Origin of the sequence: Corynebacterium sp. Marseille-P3884 (assembly GCF_017942225.1) — a bacterium.
Taxonomy (GTDB): Bacteria; Actinomycetota; Actinomycetes; order Mycobacteriales; family Mycobacteriaceae; genus Corynebacterium.
In genome coordinates this window covers 39,746-56,847 of record NZ_JAGKSD010000002.1, presented here as the reverse complement: position 1 = coordinate 56,847, position 17,102 = coordinate 39,746, and the positions used below count along the sequence as shown (strand labels likewise).

The 17,102-nt window shown below is 60.8% G+C and carries 15 protein-coding genes and 1 tRNA gene; 12 read left to right on the top strand and 4 right to left on the bottom strand.

Going from position 1 to position 17,102, the window contains the following annotated elements; translation table 11 throughout:
• Positions 1-9 precede the first annotated feature (9 nt).
• From J5Y21_RS01320 to J5Y21_RS01305, 4 genes are read left to right on the top strand one after another with little or no spacing between them, the layout of a single operon-like run.
• Positions 10-1,008 carry a pseudouridine synthase gene (locus J5Y21_RS01320; RefSeq protein WP_210571979.1) on the top strand — a complete coding sequence of 333 codons (999 nt, stop codon included), beginning with the start codon at positions 10-12 and terminating at the stop codon, positions 1,006-1,008.
• Positions 1,008-1,709, top strand: coding sequence for a (d)CMP kinase (gene cmk, locus J5Y21_RS01315; RefSeq protein WP_210571978.1), 702 nt, complete (start codon positions 1,008-1,010; stop codon positions 1,707-1,709). The genes J5Y21_RS01320 and cmk overlap by 1 nt, the downstream gene beginning before the upstream one ends.
• A complete protein-coding gene (gene der, locus J5Y21_RS01310; protein ID WP_210571977.1) occupies positions 1,706-3,301 on the top strand; it encodes a ribosome biogenesis GTPase Der in 1,596 nt (531 codons plus the stop codon). The genes cmk and der overlap by 4 nt, the downstream gene beginning before the upstream one ends.
• A complete protein-coding gene (locus tag J5Y21_RS01305) occupies positions 3,302-4,015 on the top strand; it encodes a PHB depolymerase family esterase (protein WP_210571973.1) in 714 nt (237 codons plus the stop codon).
• Here the strand turns inward: J5Y21_RS01305 and J5Y21_RS01300 are convergent.
• The gene (locus tag J5Y21_RS01300) at positions 4,012-4,812 is read right to left on the bottom strand and encodes a class I SAM-dependent methyltransferase (protein ID WP_210571971.1); all 801 of its coding nucleotides are present in this window, start codon (positions 4,810-4,812) and stop codon (positions 4,012-4,014) included. The genes J5Y21_RS01305 and J5Y21_RS01300 overlap by 4 nt on opposite strands.
• 145 nt (positions 4,813-4,957) lie before the next feature.
• On the opposite strand from J5Y21_RS01300, the gene J5Y21_RS01295 reads away from it, so the two are divergent.
• Positions 4,958-5,929, top strand: coding sequence for a hypothetical protein (locus tag J5Y21_RS01295; RefSeq protein ID WP_210571969.1), 972 nt, complete (start codon positions 4,958-4,960; stop codon positions 5,927-5,929).
• On the opposite strand, the gene J5Y21_RS01290 is transcribed toward J5Y21_RS01295, so the two are convergent.
• A complete protein-coding gene (locus J5Y21_RS01290; RefSeq protein ID WP_210571968.1) occupies positions 5,926-7,260 on the bottom strand; it encodes a DUF418 domain-containing protein in 1,335 nt (444 codons plus the stop codon). The two genes, J5Y21_RS01295 and J5Y21_RS01290, sit on opposite strands and share 4 nt — an antisense overlap.
• A 220-nt stretch (positions 7,261-7,480) precedes the next feature.
• Between J5Y21_RS01290 and J5Y21_RS01285 the strand changes: the two genes are divergently transcribed.
• Both J5Y21_RS01285 and J5Y21_RS01280 read left to right on the top strand, forming a co-directional pair.
• Complete coding sequence (locus J5Y21_RS01285; protein ID WP_349236907.1) at positions 7,481-8,590, top strand: HNH endonuclease signature motif containing protein; 1,110 nt, start codon at positions 7,481-7,483, stop codon at positions 8,588-8,590.
• Between the two features lie 729 nt (positions 8,591-9,319).
• Positions 9,320-9,910, top strand: coding sequence for a dihydrofolate reductase family protein (locus tag J5Y21_RS01280; protein ID WP_210571964.1), 591 nt, complete (start codon positions 9,320-9,322; stop codon positions 9,908-9,910).
• A gap of 452 nt (positions 9,911-10,362) precedes the next feature.
• Here J5Y21_RS01280 and J5Y21_RS01275 read toward each other — a convergent pair.
• Positions 10,363-10,436, bottom strand: a tRNA-Pro gene (locus J5Y21_RS01275).
• Between the two features lie 107 nt (positions 10,437-10,543).
• Here J5Y21_RS01275 and secA2 point away from each other — a divergent pair.
• The 5 genes from secA2 to J5Y21_RS01250 all read left to right on the top strand — a co-directional run bounded on the left by secA2 (position 10,544) and on the right by J5Y21_RS01250 (position 15,557).
• Positions 10,544-12,841, top strand: a complete 2,298-nt coding sequence (secA2, locus tag J5Y21_RS01270; RefSeq protein WP_210571962.1) for an accessory Sec system translocase SecA2 — start codon at positions 10,544-10,546, stop codon at positions 12,839-12,841.
• A 130-nt stretch (positions 12,842-12,971) separates the two neighbouring features.
• Complete coding sequence (gene odhI, locus J5Y21_RS01265; protein WP_210571960.1) at positions 12,972-13,403, top strand: oxoglutarate dehydrogenase inhibitor Odhl; 432 nt, start codon at positions 12,972-12,974, stop codon at positions 13,401-13,403.
• A gap of 102 nt (positions 13,404-13,505) precedes the next feature.
• Positions 13,506-14,240, top strand: coding sequence for a MerR family transcriptional regulator (locus J5Y21_RS01260; RefSeq protein WP_349236901.1), 735 nt, complete (start codon positions 13,506-13,508; stop codon positions 14,238-14,240).
• A 6-nt stretch (positions 14,241-14,246) separates the two neighbouring features.
• On the top strand, positions 14,247-14,867 hold the full coding sequence (locus J5Y21_RS01255) for a bifunctional nuclease family protein (RefSeq protein WP_210571959.1): 621 nt from the start codon (positions 14,247-14,249) through the stop codon (positions 14,865-14,867).
• 117 nt (positions 14,868-14,984) lie between these two features.
• Complete coding sequence (locus tag J5Y21_RS01250) at positions 14,985-15,557, top strand: MerR family transcriptional regulator (RefSeq protein WP_210572264.1); 573 nt, start codon at positions 14,985-14,987, stop codon at positions 15,555-15,557.
• 76 nt (positions 15,558-15,633) lie between these two features.
• Here J5Y21_RS01250 and J5Y21_RS01245 read toward each other — a convergent pair whose 3' ends face one another.
• Positions 15,634-17,088: a vWA domain-containing protein gene (locus tag J5Y21_RS01245; protein ID WP_210571957.1), complete on the bottom strand. Its 1,455-nt coding sequence runs from the start codon at positions 17,086-17,088 to the stop codon at positions 15,634-15,636.
• Positions 17,089-17,102: the final 14 nt, after the last annotated feature.

Sequence of the window (17,102 nt, the reverse complement as noted above, 5' to 3'; positions counted from 1 at the left end):
TGGGGAGCCATGACCCCACCCGCTCGCCGAGAAGGCACACCGGACAACAGCAAGGACGAGAAGTTCTTTCTCTCCAACGCCAAGCCCGCTAAGCACCAGAATGTCAGCTTGAGCAAGAGGCGTGAAAACGCCGCGAAGAACGCTGACCAGAGCCAGGAACCGCACCCGCTCGCCGATAACTGGTGGGACGAGCGCGAAGACCCCGTCGCGCCGCTTGGCAAAGCGATCGACGACGGCGATGACGCTCCCAGCAGCACCCCGAAGCGCAAAACAAGCGAGGGTATCCGTCTGCAAAAGGTCCTCGCCCAAGCGGGCGTGGCATCGCGCCGCCACTCCGAGGTGATGATCGACGAGGGCCGCATTGAGGTCAACGGCAAGATCATCCGCAAACAGGGCGTGCGCGTGGACCCGAACGTGGACATCATCCGCGTCGACGGCGTGCGCGTGAACGTCAACGAAGAGCACCAATACTTCGCACTGAACAAGCCGCGCGGCATGCACACCACGATGGAGGACGACCTCGGCCGTCCTTGCGTTGGCGATCTCGTCGCAGACCGTATCGTGTCGGGTCAGCGCCTGTTCCACGTCGGCCGCCTGGACGCCGATACGGAAGGTCTGTTGCTGCTCACCAACGACGGCGAGTTGGCTAACCGCCTCATGCACCCGAAGTACGAGGTGTCCAAGACCTACCTCGCCACTGTTCTCGGCGAGGCAAAACCCCCGCTAGTCCGCGAGCTCAAGAAGGGCGTAGAGCTTGACGACGGCATCGCCAAGGCCGACTACGCCCAGATTGTGGATACCTACCAGGGTCAGTCGTTGGTGCGCCTAGAGATCCACGAAGGCCGCAAGCACGTGGTCCGCCGGATGCTCAAAGCAGCGGGCTTCCCGGTCCAGCGTCTCGTGCGGACGAAGATCCACACGGTCCAGCTCGGCGAGCTGAAACCGGGAGCGATGCGTGCACTCAACGACTCGGAGCTGACGGCTCTCTACAAGGCGGTGGATATGTAATGAGCGCGAAGCTTGTGAATATGCCTGACGGCGGACTGATCCTCGCGGTCGACGGGCCATCCGGCACCGGCAAGTCGACGACGTGCCGTGCTTTGGCCAAGCAGCTCGACGCGAAATACGTCGACACTGGCGCAATGTACCGTGTGGCCACGCTCGCTGTGCTGCGCGCGGGCATTGACCCGGCGGATACCGCTGCCGTCGTCGCCGCCACACGCGACCTTCCGTTAGAGATCTCCGATGATCCGGATTCCACCGAGGTCATTCTCGACGGGGAGAATGTCGCGGGCGAGATCCGCGGCCGCGAGGTCACGCAGAATGTCTCGGCGGTCTCCGCCATTCCCGACGTGCGCACGAACCTCGTGGAGCTGCAGCGCAAGCTCGCACGCGAAGCGCACCGCGCGATCGTCGAAGGCCGCGATATCGGCACGGTGGTGCTTATCGACGCCCCAGCGAAAGCTTTCCTCACCGCCTCCCCTGAAGTACGTGCCACGCGCCGCTACAACCAGGACATTGCTGCGGGACGCGAAGTCGACTACGACACTGTTCTGGCTGATGTCGTCCGCCGCGATGAGCTCGATTCTTCCCGCGCAACGAGCCCGCTGCGTCCGGCGGATGACGCGGAGATCATCGACACCTCCGACATGGATAAGGACGAGGTCATCGGGGCACTGATCTCGCTCATTGAAAGGAGCGCGCGATGAGCGAGCAGAATCGACCGCGCGAGGAGCGCGAGACCGAATTCGAGTACACCCACTTCAATCCCGCCGATTACGACGGTGAGGTCGTCTCCGAGTATGAGGCGTACGAGGAGGCTTTCGAAGGCGAACTCGAGGAATTCGACGAGTCAGAATTCGGTCCCGCGGAATTCGGCGACGACGAAGAAGGCGAAGAAGGCGATAACGAATACACCGATGAAGAGTGGGAAGAAATCGGCCAGGCCTTCGGCATCAACCCCGACGGCCACATCGAGGAAGCGTTGCCGACGGTCGCGATCGTCGGTCGCCCGAATGTCGGCAAGTCCACTCTGGTGAACCGTTTCTTGGGGCGTCGTGAAGCTGTTGTCGAGGACCACCCCGGCGTGACCCGCGACCGTGTGAGCTACCTCGCCGATTGGAATGGACAGCGCTTCTGGGTGCAGGACACCGGCGGCTGGGATCCGGATGCGAAAGGCATTCACGCGTCTATCGCCCACCAGTCGGAGGCAGCCATGGAGGATGCCGATGTCATCGTCATGGTCGTCGACGCGCACGTCGGCGTCACCGATTCAGACGCGTTCATGGCACGCAACCTCCAGCGTTCCGACGTCCCCATTCTCCTCGTGGCCAATAAATTCGAATCCGAGTCCCAGTGGGGCGATGTCGCCGAGTTCTACTCGCTCGGCTTGGGGGACCCGTGGCCGGTTTCCGCGCTTCACGGCCGTGGCGGTGCCGATGTGCTCGACGAGATCGTGAAGGTCTTCCCCGAAACGCCGAAATCAGCCAGTTCGATCACGGAGGGGCCGCGGCGTGTCGCGCTCGTCGGCAAGCCGAATGTGGGCAAGTCGAGCTTGCTGAACAAGCTCTCCAAGTCGAAGCGCGCGGTCGTCGATAATGTCGCGGGCACTACCGTCGACCCGGTCGATGAGTTGATCCAGCTCGACGAGCGACTGTGGCGCTTCATCGACACCGCAGGCCTGCGCAAGAAGGTCAAAAACGCGACGGGGCACGAGTACTACGCATCGCTGCGCACGCGCGGCACGATCGACGCCGCGGAAGTGTGCGTTGTGCTTATCGACGCCTCCCAGGAGATCACCGAGCAAGACCAGCGCGTCATCTCCATGGTGCTCGAAGCGGGCAAAGCGATGGTCATTGCCTTCAACAAATGGGACCTCATGGATGAGGACCGGCGCTACTATTTTGATCGGGAATTCGACTTGCAGCTCAACCAGCTGCCGTGGGTGTCCAAGATCAATATCTCCGCCGAGACCGGCCGCGGCCTGCACCGCCTCGAAAAAGAGATGATCACCGCCCTGGAGAACTGGGACAAGCGCATCTCCACTGGCCAGCTGAACAACTGGATGCGCGAGGCGATCGCTGCGAACCCGCCGCCGATGAAGAATAACCGTCTGCCGAAGGTCCTCTTCGCCACGATGGTGAGCACCCGTCCGCCCACAATCGTTCTGTTCACCACGGGCTTCCTCGACGGCGGTTACCGCCGCTACCTGGAGCGCAAATTCCGCGAGCAGTTCGGCTACCACGGCACCCCGGTCCGCTTCGCTGTCCGCGTGCGCGAGCGCAACCCGCGGAGGCGCTAGATGGCCGCCAGCCGCCGGATCGCCCGCACAATCACGGTCAACGGACTCGAGCGCTCGTATCAGTGCTCCGTGCCTGTCGCGATCGACGAGCCCTTACCGGTCGTGCTCGCGATCCACGGCAAAGGCGACAACGGCCTCGACTTTCTCATCGGCACGAATCTCGGCGCCGCGAACGCCATCGTCGCCGCACCTACTGGCCAGGGGCTCGCATGGAGTCCCGCGCCATACGCCGTGACAACGCTCGAAGAAGACATAGCGCTTATCGACGCCATCACCACCGACCTCACCGCCACCTATCCCATCGACCATAACCGGATCTATCTCGCAGGCTTTTCCAATGGTGGCGGCTTCGTCACCGCTTTGGCGGTGAGCGCACCAGAGAAATACGCCGGTGTCGCCACAGTCGCTGGGGCCATCCGCACAGACCTTGATGAGATCGCAGCCGGGGAACCCATCGATTACCTGAATATTCATGGCACCTGGGACGATATCGTCCCGTACAGCGGGCAGGACCGGGGTTCTCTCGGGTTGATTCGTGCAGCCACAGCAGTCACCGACGCTTTTGAGCGCCGCAATGGCGATCATGCCCGCGCCGTGCACATTCCAGTCGAAGGCATGAGCCACGAATGGCCCGCGGGAGTGTGGGCACGCGGGTACAGCATCGATGTCACCGAAGAAATACTTGGCTTCTTCGGGATCGACATGCTCGATTAATGCTCGCCAGCCCGCCGATAGTAGAAAGCATCAGTGCGGTAGGGAAGCGGGATCGGCTGTCCCTGATCGAAACCGAGCCGCTCGTAGAGATACCAGCGCAGATTATCGGCGACTTTAGCTCGAGTTTTCTCGTTCGCCCTCAGCCAATATGAACGAGTCCGAGCCAGCGCGAAGAGGTGCTCGGGGGGGACGGGTTGGAACCAGCGCATGCGGAGCTCGTCGATAAGCTGCCATGGTGCGTGGACCGTGGGGTAGAAACCCTCCCGGTGCACGTCCCCCGAGTGGCTGATGCGTGAGAGACGAAGAACCCACGGGTGGGAGACGTCGAGAGTATTCCAACACAGCATGAGCGCCCCGCCGCGGGCGACGACCCGGTCGGCTTCCGCGCTCGCTTGTTTCGTGTCCACCCAGTGCCATGTCTGCGCACTGACATAAGCGTCGACGGAATCATCCGCCAATCCGGTGGCCTCCGCCGTCGCTCGCCAGACCGGTACTGCGGGATAGCGAGTCCGCAGAACATCCAACATGCTGTGAGACGGGTCGAGCGCCCACACTTTCCGCCCGGGCGAGAGCAATGTGGAGGTGAGCTTGCCGGTGCCGGCGCCGACGTCGATAAGCGTGCGTGCGTTGCTGACGAGGGCCGCGACGTCTGCTGGATACGTCGGACGCACATCGTCATAATCATCCGAGCCGGAAGCGAAAGCACCAGCGGTGAACTCACGCGCCGCGGCGTCCGCGAAACCGGGCGCTTCCTTGCCGCTCGGTGTGAAATGCCGTGGCTCCGGGTGCGTGCTCATGGGAAGAAATCTACCTGCTCGCAGTCGATGAATTCAGTGTGAACCCTTCGGGCGCGCCACGCGAAAAACACATTCCGCTAATACGATGGCGTAGGTTCGCGTGCGGGTCCCAAAACCCCGCCACTTTAAACTCCTCGATCGAAAGATGACTCGCATTCCTGTGAAACGTCGCATTCGCCCAGCTGCCGCGCTCGCAGTTGCGCTACTGTCGATCGCTGGTCTCGGCGCGTGTGGAGAAAATGAAGAAGACCTCCAAGTCAACGACGCCACCAACGAAGTGCGCGAAGAAATCGCCGAGGCCGAAGGAGATTTCACCGGCGACCCCAGCACCTTCGCTCAGACAATTAAAGTGGGCGACCGCGAACGCGAGTACATGGTGACGACGCCGCCCGAGGTTGAAGACCGCGAAAACCTGCCGCTGCTCTTCGTCTTCCACGGCTACAAAATGACCGACGACTCCATGCGCAAGATCACCGAATTCAATAAAGCCAATGCCGTCGTGGTGTACATGCAGGGCGCCAATACCGCGTGGGCGCCTGCGCCGTATGCTGTCACCACTGGGCAGGAAGACCTCGACTTTTTCGACGCCGTGCGCGAAGAAATGATCGACAAATACCCGATCAACCCCTCGCGTGTTTTTGCCGCCGGGCACTCCAACGGCGGGGGATTCGCCGCCTACACCGCCTGTAAGCGCGCACACCAGCTCACGGGGATCGCCACTGTTTCGGCCGCCTACTACAACACCGTCTTCGACGGCTGCGCGCCGATTCCTACCAAGCAGATCGACTTCCACGGCACCAAGGACAACACCATCAAATACGACGGCGGGGTCCGCCACGATGCCGACTACAAACCAGTCATGGAGGTCATGGAAGAAGCCGCCGAGCGCAACCACTGCGCCCCTGAGCCGGCGACCGAGGAATTCTCCCGCCCCGGCGAAGAATTCATCTGGAACCGCTGCGACGCCGAGCTACGCCATTACCGACTCGACGGCAGCACGCACATCTGGCCGGGCGCTGACGGCGATAAGGGCCCGGGTGACAACACCACCGACGACCTAGCCAGCCGCCAGATCCTCGACTTCTTCGGTATCTCCTACCGCGACACCTTGGGCTAGGGAAGTGCCAGCTGCCAAGTGCCGTTGATCTTCTGCTTGTAGCCGACCTTGAGCTTCTCCGGCGCGCGCTCGCGTTCTTTTGGCGTGAGCTCATAGTGCTGCGGGAGCCCGTTCTTGCCGTACGACAAGGTCCGGTGGAGCTTCTCGAACGGCCCCGGCATGCCTCGACGCTCCATCACCCAGGCGACCAGCAGAGTCACTAGCCACACAGCCGTGGCGAGCACCATCTGGGCTGCAATGGGCCAGCCGTGCCCGATACCGAGCAAGAAAATCGCCGTGAGGGGGAACAAGATGATGGTCTGCCCGAGGTAGCCCGTCATCGAGCGTTTGCCCAAGGCATTGAAAGCGCTGAGCCACCCCGGAATCGCTTCACCTTGCGCGATACGGCGCTGGATTGGGCGCATCACCAGCATGACCGCGGCGAGGATGCCCGGACCGGTCAGTCGGCCGAAAGCCTGGTTGAGAATCCCGAAACCGGGCTCCCACTCGTAGGGGAGGACACCCACCGACGACAGGCCGAACGGAATGCCGACGAAAACAACGACCAGGACGGTCACGACCACCCAGGCCCACAACCGCTTCGCGTACCTATCGACGTCCTCCATCACCCGTTCTCGTCCCCACACGAAGCCAATGAGAATCATCGGGAAGATGAAGATGGTGGGCACCACCATTTCTTTCAAAATGCCAAGCGCCCGACGCATCTGATCCACATAGGTAGCGCTGGCCTGGCTATAGAACATATCCATTGAGATCGTCGGGGCACCGGGGCCGTCGAAGACGATCATCATCGCACCGAGAACGCACCACACGCACCACGCGCCGAGCATGACTCCAGCGATGATCCGCAACGTTCTATCGCTGAATCCGATGAACAGCGCCATGATCATGCCGCAGATGCCATACGCCGTGAGAATGTCTCCCGGGAAAAAGAAGAGCAGGTGGACTAAGCCGAAGCAGAACAAGAAGAAGTAGCGTTTGGCGATCATCATCTTCGCCGCCCGGTTGGTGAATCCGCGCCGCCACAAACTTCCCAGGATCATGCCGATGCCCACTCCGAGCAGCACCGAGAACATCGACAATCCGCGCACGTGGACGAACATCGCCTGGAAGACGATCAGCACCTTGTCGAGCATGCCCGGATCAGGCCCAGTGCCGCCGAAGAAGCCCGAATGCGCTGCGTCCTGCGTCGCCAGCCAATTCGTCGGCACATTCGCGATCACGATGCCGAGCAGCGCCAGCCCTCGGGCCACATCGGGTGCGACATAGCGCACCTTGTTCACTCTCGCGCCTTGCTGCGGCCGGGTGACCATGACCGGATCCTTCCTCATAAAGGGGGTTTTCACCTCTAATCATACTCCGCCCTTTTGGGCGACTAAGTACGCGTCGCCCTTCCGCACACGCGAAAAAATTTCGAGGTTTTGGAACCACTCTCAGATCATCTGTTTTCCCTCGTTACGGGTTGCTTTTTCGCTTATCGACGAACAACCCCACCAATCGCCCTGTGGATAATTTCGCGTTCTCCACAGGTTGGAAACTACCTGGTTGGCAGTGCTGCGCGATGGGTTTAGCGTTTGTTGCGTGACTTCATTTGATTCGGTGCTGAGTGGGCTAGCGAGCCCGATGGACTTTCTGGCGGGGTTCGACCGTCAGAAAGCTCTTGATGCTGGCCTGGATCCGGCGATGGTCAGGAAGTGGGGGAAAGTCAACGACGTCTACTTCGGTAAAACGAAGTGGACCGCGAAACAGCGGAAGGCAGTGGAGTGCGCACGCGCGGCGGGATTCACCGCGGATCAGCTCCACTTGATCGAGAAAAAGCTGAATCATATCGATGACGATGGCGAAAAATGGGCGTTGCGGTTCGAATTGCTGGGTGTCCGCGGGCAATACGACACTCTTGAGCGCAGGACGAAAGAGATCGTCCCGGCTAAGGAAGAACCGGTACCGAAGAATGCCGTGCGGATCTCCAAGTCGAAGCAAGGAAAGATGCGACTTTCGGTAGTGGGTGACGAGCACGACATAGCGGCACTGGAAACCGCGTTGCGGAAGAAGGTCACCGCGCAGAGACCTGCAAGCCCGCAGATGTATGACGCGTTGATCGATCTGCTGTACAAGGGCGGGGGAGTCGCTCGCGAGGCACCACGCCCGTTCGTGTTGATCCCGCTGCCGGACTATGTCGACATTATCGAGGGTAAGGGCGATGACGTGGTCCTCACGCTCACGAACGGAACCACGATGAGCGGCGCCGAATATCTGCAAAGGGTCCACGGCGAGGAGCTGAACGTCGGGCTTTTCGACGCCCACGCTGGCCCCGTCAACGCCTACCGTGCCCAAAGATTCGCCAATGACAAGCAACGCATGCTTGCGAGTGCGGTGTCGCCGGTGTGTGTCGTGCCCGATTGCCGGCATGGTGCCGACCACTGCGAAGTGCACCACATAACGCCGTGGTCGCGGGGCGGACAAACCAACATGAACAACCTGGCCATGTTGTGCACGTACCACAACAGAACGAACGATGACGCTCCGTGGAGACGAAAACGGGGCCGAGTCGTCAACGTCCGGGGCAGACCGTTTTGGAGATCCCCGCGAGGGTACCGGGCGATGAACGAACCGAACAGAAAAGGTGCGATGCACCAGCTGTTCGGGCCGCTGAGAATCTGATCACGAATCGGTCGGAGACAGGGCGAGAACGAAAAGAAGTTCTCGAAACATGGGCGCTTGAAAAAGCGAAAACCCGCACTAGCAGAACCGTGCGCCACGATTTCCAGTGCGGGAGAAAATGGTCGGGCTGACAGGTTTTGAACCTGCTGCCGGAACTGATGGTTCGAGAGTGGTGTTCAACTACCCGGACAAGCTCAGGTGTCGCTCAAGAAGAACGAGGTCTGGGGCACTCGCACAGGAGAGCAAGAGTTCTCTGTCGTCATCGCTACCGACTTTGGAACCTCAGTCTCACCTGATCAGCTAAGAACGGAGATCGACTGTGGCGCGGAAACGCAACCGCGCCCCACCGATAATGGGGATTCCCAGGATGACGACAAAGACGGTTCAGACGCTGACCGGTCGGAAACACCTGGTGACGAACCCTCCGATGGTCAGTCCTCTGACGCTCCTGCTCACGCTGAAAAGGACAGCGGTGACGTGCCAAGCACAGGTGCGAACATCGTTCAAAACGCCACCGTGGCTCTCATTCACATCGGCACTGGTGTAGTCACCGTTGCTTGGACTCGCAGAACTCGCAAGTGACAGTACTCGAAGTTGTTCATCGTCTCGACGGCACTATCTCGGTTTCACCAGCAAGACTCGATAGCTAGTTCTGGTTACGAGCCGTCCGCTCTCTTGAGGAGTGGCCGGCCTCCTGTATTCTCGAATCATGATTTCAGGAGGGAAAATATGCGCAAAGTAATCGTGCTTAACAACGTTAGCTTGGACGGCGTAATGCAAGCCCCTGGACGGCCCGACGAAGATGAACGGAACGGCTTCGATCGAGGCGGATGGGCGCAAGACTACAACGATGACGTGAAGGGAGCGGCCATGGGGGCGGGGATGGCCAGTGGGGCCGAACTCCTATTTGGTCGACGCACCTATGAAGACTTCCACTACGCGTGGCACGGGCAAACTGGGAATCCCTTCACTGAGGTGCTTGATAACACACCCAAGTATGTCGCTTCTACCACCGCTGAAGAGCCGTTGATCTGGGAGAATTCGACTCTGCTTAAGGGCGATGTGATCGAGGCCGTGGAGGAACTTAAGCAGCAAGACGGGCCAGATTTGCTCATCATGGGGAGCAACAAACTGATCCAGTCGCTGCGGGCTAAGCCCGGAGTTATCGATGAATACCAGTTGATGATTCATCCACTTGTGCTCGGCAAGGGGTGGCGGCAATTTCCTGACGGAGCGGTTTCGGAGGATCTGGAGCTTGTTGGAGAGCCCACTATCACCACGACAGGTGTAATCATCGCGACCTACCGAGCCAAGAGCTAAGGCTTCGAAGACCAGGGACGTGCAGAAGCTAGCGCAAAGTGTCTCACTAGCTTCTCGAGTGGAGGTAAGGGGGCTCGAACACCTAACCCTCTGCTTGCAAAACAGATGCGCTACCAATTGCGCCATGTCCTCAAGCGGGTTCCAAGGTTGATCTGTTTTCTTGCGCTGGCAAGCCATACGTAAGCAGCTAACTGCTTTTGAAAGGTGGAGTCTGTTTTGTACCTGTTTCCGTCCGGTGCGGTGTAATGGGCTTGGACTCTACCGGTCTTCATTGTTCGTACTGAGCCCCAAGAATTTCGCGCCATAAACGTCCAAATTCTCCCTCATGAAAGCCAATGCAGGCACAAAATCGGCTTCGCATGCAACATCTGTTAAAAACATGCCCTGACTAGGGGAGATACACAAAAACAGGCCAGAAACTAAACCGAGAATAGCCTCTGACCTGCTGCTTGTCGGGCTGACAGGATTTGAACCTGCGACCCCTACACCCCCAGTGTAGTGCGCTACCAAACTGCGCCACAGCCCGTTGTTCATCGTGCGGGGCATGCATGGGCACGCCGTACGCGGAACGTCGGATAGATTACCGCACGGCCGAGTGATTGATGTAATCGGCTGGTCACGTAAAGTTGCCCCATGGGCAAGTTTGACTGGTTCTGGAAGGCGATGGGCTCCTCATCGGAGCGCAACGACAAGAAGTCGAAGGGGATCGTGTCGCAAGCGCACGGTCTCATCGCCGACTATGAGCAGCGCAGCGATGCGGAGTTGGTCGAAGCGGTCCGCGAGACGGTCGCTGACGGCCAGATCAAGAAGAAGCCGGAGTTTCTGGCGGTGTTGACGGTGGCGTCGGCACGCACGCTCGGCATGACGCCGTTCGAGGTGCAAAACCAGGCGGTGCTGCGTTTGCTCGAAGGCGACGTGATCCAGATGGCCACGGGCGAGGGCAAGACGCTCGTCGGTGCGATGGCTGCGACGGGATTCGCGCTCACCGGCAAGCGTGTGCACCTCATCACGGTCAACGACTACCTCGCGGCACGCGATGCGGACTGGATGCGTCCGCTCGTCGAGTTCTTCGGTCTCTCGGTCGCCTCAGTCACGGAAGCAACATCGCGCGACGACCGCGTGCGCGCTTACCGCAGCGATATCGTCTACGCGCCCGTCACTGAGATCGGTTTCGACCACCTGCGCGACAACCAGATCACGCACCGCGACCAGACAGTCCAGGTCGCAGCGGATGTCGCGCTCGTCGACGAAGCGGACAGTGTGCTTGTCGACGAAGCCTTGGTGCCCCTCGTCCTCGCCGGCTCCAAACCGGGGGAGCAGGCCACCGGACAGATCACCGAGGCGGTGTCGCACCTTGTAGAAGGCAAGGACTACACCATTGATTCGGACCGCAGGAATGTCTTCCTCACCGACGACGGTGCGTCCAAAGTGGAACGTGCTCTGGGTATCGACTCGCTGTATTCAGACGAGAATATCGGCACCATTCTGGTCCGCGTGAACCTCGCTCTCCACGCCAAGGCGCTGCTGATCCGGGATGTTCACTACATCGTCAAAGACGGCAAGATCGACCTCGTGGATGCTTCCCGCGGTCGCGTCGCCGAGCTCCAACGCTGGCCTGACGGGCTGCAGGCGGCAGTCGAGTCCAAGGAAGGGCTGGATGTTTCCGAAGGCGGACGCATTCTCGACCAGATAACCCTGCAGGCGCTCATGCGTCGTTACCCGCTGGTGTGCGGCATGACCGGTACCGCGGTGGAGGCGACGGATCAGCTTCGTCAGTTCTACGATCTCCACGTTTCCGTCATCGACCGAGCTAAGGAGCTGCGCCGCTTCGACGAAGCCGACCGTATTTACGCCACGATGGACGAGAAATTCGCGGCGATCGTCGACGAGATCGCGCACATTAACTCCACGGGCCAGCCGGTCCTCGTCGGCACGCACGATGTCGCAGAATCCGAGGCACTCGCTGAAGCGCTGGAAAAGCGCGGTGTCACAGTGAATGTCCTCAACGCCAAAAACGACGCGGAAGAGGCGCGCATCGTCGCCGAAGCGGGCGATCTGGACCGTGTGACTGTGTCCACGCAGATGGCGGGACGCGGTACCGATATCCGCCTCGGCGGTGCCGACGAATCCGACCGCGACGCCGTCGTCGCGCTCGGTGGGCTCGCCGTCATCGGCACTGCTCGCCACCGCACTGCGCGACTGGATAACCAGCTCCGCGGCCGCGCTGGCCGCCAGGGCGATCCGGGACTCAGCGTCTTCTTCGTCTCCCTCGAAGACGACATCGTCACTGCCGGCGGCGCCGACGAGCGCGTCAGCGCCCAGCCCGACGAGAACGGCCTCATCCAATCGAAGCGCGTCCAGGACTTCATCGAGCACTGCCAGCGCGTCACCGAGGGCCAGCTGCTGGAGATCCACGCGCAGACCTGGAAGTACAACCAGTTGTTGGCGGACCACAGAGAGATCGTCGATAAGCGTCGTGCGTCGCTGCTGGATACCGATCAAGCCTGGCGCGAGCTCGCCGAACGCAACCCCGCGCGCGCTGCGGAAATGGAAGGGCAGGGGATCGACCGGGGTGTTCTCGAACAAGCAGCCCGCGAGATCATGCTGTTCCACCTCGACGACGAATGGTCCGAACACCTCGCGCTCATGGACGACGTGCGCGAATCGATCCACCTCCGCGCCATCGCGCGCGAGACGCCGATCACCGAGTTCCACCGCATCGCCGTCCGCGAATTCAAGGAGCTGGCCAACCGTGCCGTCGAGCGCGCTGTGGACACATTCGACGCAGTGCTTATCGACGACGCCGGCGCTCACCTCGCCGACGCCGGATGGAAGCGCCCGAACGCGACGTGGACCTACATGGTCTCCGACAACCCGCTCGCCGGCGGAGGAAACTCCGTAATATCCGGGATAGCCAGCATTTTCCGCTGATTCTGCGGTCGTGGTTGACCATGGTGTGGCCCGTCTAAACGCGTCCCGACCGCGCGCTGGGGGCAGTTGTCAGTATGATGATCGTGGACTTAAATTGAACTTGTATCCGTCGAAAGCGTCAGGAGAAGAGATGAGCGAGAACACCGGTACACCGGAGGCACAGGTAGAAACCACCTCTGTCTTCCGTGCGGATCTTCTGAAAGAGATGGAGACGGGAGCTAGCACCGCCTCTGACCACGTCGGTGGTGCCGATGGCCTGCCTGCAGATGCAGCACTCCTCGTGGTCAAGCGTGGCCCGAACGCAGGCGCACGCTTCCTGCTGGACCGCGACATCACCACCGCTGGCCGCCACCCTGAGGCAGACATCTTCCTCGACGATGTCACTGTCTCCCGTCGCCACGCTGAATTCCGCCGCAATGACGGCGAGTTCGAGGTCGTCGATGTGGGATCCCTCAACGGCACCTACGTCAACCGCGAGCCGCGCAACTCTCAGACGCTTTCTACCGGCGACGAGATCCAGATCGGCAAATTCCGCCTCGTGTTCCTCGCCGACGAGGACTAAGAAGCAGTTGGGGCCATTTGCCTGGCCCATTCCAAAAGTTTTTCAGGGAAATACTGATTGAAACTAGTCATTGTTGATCAGAGTTAGACAGAATTGAACACTGTGAGCGCAATCCGGAAGACCAAGCCGAGCAAGGCACCCCGCTCGGGCACGAAGACCATGTCCATCGGCGTGGTGATCAAGTGCCTCAGCGAGGAGTTTCCGGATGTCACCGTGTCCAAAATCCGCTTCCTCGAGTCCGAAGGCCTGATCAGCCCGGAGCGCACCCAGTCCGGGTACCGTCGCTTCACCGAGGCCGATGTGGAGCGACTCCGCTACATCCTGATCACGCAGCGCGATAATTATCTCCCGCTGAAGGTGATCCGCGAACAGCTCGAGGCCATGGACTCCGGCAAGGTCACCGCGGTGATGAACCGCCAGAATACTGCGGATCCGCTCATTGCCCCAGAGCAATTCGCTGCGCCGGCCGCCACGCGCCTGACCGACGACGACATCGCTGAACAGGCCGAATGCGACCCGCAGGTCGTCGCCCAGTGCATCGACGCGGGTCTGATCGTTCCCGATGCGTCAGGCATGTTCACGCTTGACGACGTCCGCGTTGTTTCCACCGCAGTCTCGTTGACCGATTACGGCCTGGACTCTCGTCACCTGAAGCGCATCCGCCTGTCCGCTAGCCGTCAGGCAGACTTGATCGAGCAGGTCACTGATCCCGTCGCTAAGTCGGGTCGGGCTGCCGCCAAGCAAGAAGCCGGCGAGGTCAGCCAGCAAATGACGGCATTGGTCGTCTCGCTCCACGCAGCGCTGGTGAAGAACGAGCTTCGCCGCGGTCTGAATTAACCAATCATGAGCACTGTTCCTGTTTCTCTGTGCGGGGTGTTTCCCGTCGGCCCCGAGAATTTCCTCTGCGCGGTCCTACTGTGGAAAGAACGTCGGCGTTTCCTGCCGATCTGGCTCTCACCCGTTGGCGGCGCGCAGTTGCTCGGCCGGATTGGGGAGTGGGAACCAGCTCGCCCCGACACCCACAATCTGCTGGTGGATGTCATCGAGCAGTCCACCACCGGCGTCGCTGCGATTGAACTGACCAGCTACTACAACGGTGTGTACTTGGCGCAGGTCACCATGGAAGACGGCGCCGAATTCGACTGCCGCCCGACCGACGCGCTCGTGCTTTCCCTCATGCTCGATATTCCTCTCGAGGTAGAAGAGGACGTCCTTAATCAGGCTTCGTTGTGGTTGAGCGCGGAGGATGCCTCGGACTATTTCGACATCGAATTCACGTCGGAATTCGCAGGCGACAGCGGAAGCGACAACGCTGGCCGCGGCAATTCTGCGAGCGGTGATAAGCAGGCGGACCTCGACTTCGAAAACCTCATGCGCGAATTGGGCGTCGAGGAGAAAGATCTGGGGTTTGGGAGTACTGGTGATACTCAAGGTGACAGTGGGAAAGACCAACCCTATAGTTAAAGTTGAGGTTGAAACTTCGGCGTGTTGAACGCCGTGCTCTTGACCGCAGCATATGCTTGCCTTTAAATAACCATTAGGCTCTTTCCTAAACTTCATGGGAGTAATTACGTGAGTACGATCGATAACGTCACCGCCGCCGACGGTGCCGGAGCACCTGTTCAGGAGACCCTCTTCGACCTTGGGCCCTCCGACGAGGTCGGCTACCGTGTGCCGATTGCCTGCCAGGTTGCCGGCATCACCTACCGCCAGCTCGACTACTGGGCGCGCACTGACCTGGTTCGCCCGTCCATCCGCAACGCCACAGGCTCGGGTTCCCAGCGCCTGTACTCCTTCAAGGACATCTTGGTCCTGAAGATCGTCAAGGGTTTGCTCGACACCGGCATCTCGCTGCAGAATATCCGCCTTGCCGTGGACAAGCTGCGTGACCGCGGTATCAACGAGATCTCCGAGATCACCCTCGTCTCCGACGGCACCACCGTTTACGAGTGCCGCAGCAACGACGAGATCATCGACCTCCTCGGCGGTGGCCAGGGCGTGTTCGGCATCGCCGTCCCGCAGATCGTCAAGGAACTCACCGGCACCATTTCCGCCTTCCCGTCCGAGCGCATCGGTGGCGCTACTGAGGACGAAGGCGACAACGTTGTCGCGCTCGACGAGCTGGCTGACCGCCGTCGTCGTCGCAGCTCCTAAGAGCCTCACGTACTCCCTTTAGTTTCTAAGGGTGCGGCTTCCCCGTAGTTGGGGGAGCCGCACCCTTTTGCTTTGGCTACTTCAGACCAGCGGCAGAGCGGATCGCAGCGTCGAGGTCGTCTGGGGTGGTGGCGTCGGTGGTGAACTCGGCGGCGTCGGCAAGCGCATCGTCGGTCTCGCCGTCGCCGACTCGGACGATGGACAGCGATACACCCTTGTCCTTGGCCTCGTCGAGAGCTTGCACGGCGTAATCGTCGGCGGCGTCGGCGGAGCCCGACGTGATGAGGACGATACGGACCGGTGCGTCGGTGGTCGCCTCCGTTTCCGCATAAGCGACAGCCGCGCCGACGGCCTCGCGGGTCTGTGGCTGACCGTCGTTGATGAAACGATGGGCAGTGCCGATGACCGAATCCGCATCACCGGTGAAGGCGACATTCCCACGGTAACCCTTGGTCACGCCCGGGGTGAGCGGTGAGGAGTAGTTCCACAGCGCGACCTCGTGACCGGCGCCGGTGATGTCGCCGACGACAGCGTCAATGACCTCAGCAGCCGGGTCGTTGAACTCGCTCATGCCGGCAGATGTATCGAGCAGGAAGAGAGTTTTGCTCGGTTCGCCCGGGGAGCCGGCTGCAGCGCTGTCGTCAGCGTCCTGGTCAGTGGCTTGGTCAGCGTCGACGGCCTGCGGGTCGGTGATGCGTTTTCCACCCTGGGGATTTGCAGCGGACCAGACCGGTTCGCTGACGTCTGCCGGATTGGTGTCGGCTTCGCCGTGGGCATCGATGAACATCTTGCCGCTGTAGTCGGAAAACGCCTGAGCAGCGCGGGTCTCTTCCTCGTTGACCGCATCGGTGGTGTTCAGAGGGAATGCGGCGTAGACCAGCTCTTTGCCGTCGAGAGCAGTGAAGGTGAAGCCTTCCGGTGCGGCGTCTTCGGTAGTGGCCACAGCCTTATCGATTTCCCCGACGGCGGAAGTAACGGCTTGGACCCGCTGCTCGGTGAGGGCCTTCGCAGCGGCTTCGTCGTTCTCGGCGAGTGCTTGTGCGACGATAGCGGACGTTTCGGGCTGTTCGCCGGTGGGGAAGAGGACAGTCTCGAGAGCAGGCGCTGCGGCTTCAGCGGCGGCGGTGCCGACGGGCGAGGCGTAGACAGCGACGGGGTCGTTAGTGGTGGAGCTGCGGTCGGCAGCGGAGAGTTCTTCGGTGGTCACCGGGGAGACTGGTGCGACATAAACGGCGGCTTCCTCGATTGAATCGACATATTCCGGTTTCACGCAATAATCGCGGACGACGGGGTTGGAGGCGGCGTAGTCGTCGATAAGCTGCTCTCCCACGGATTTGCTCGCGGTGGCAACGGGGAGGCGGAGATCGCCGGAGACGCATTCGGCCTGCTCGTCGGCGGCAGAGTTCTCGCCGTTATCCCGGAGGAACAGCCATGCCACAACGGCAGCGATCACCAGGGCGATGGCCACAAGGAGCGCTATGACCTCCTTGGACAGAGCGTAGTTATTCTTTCCGGTGGAGTGCCGTCCCATGGCTCAGGCCCCTT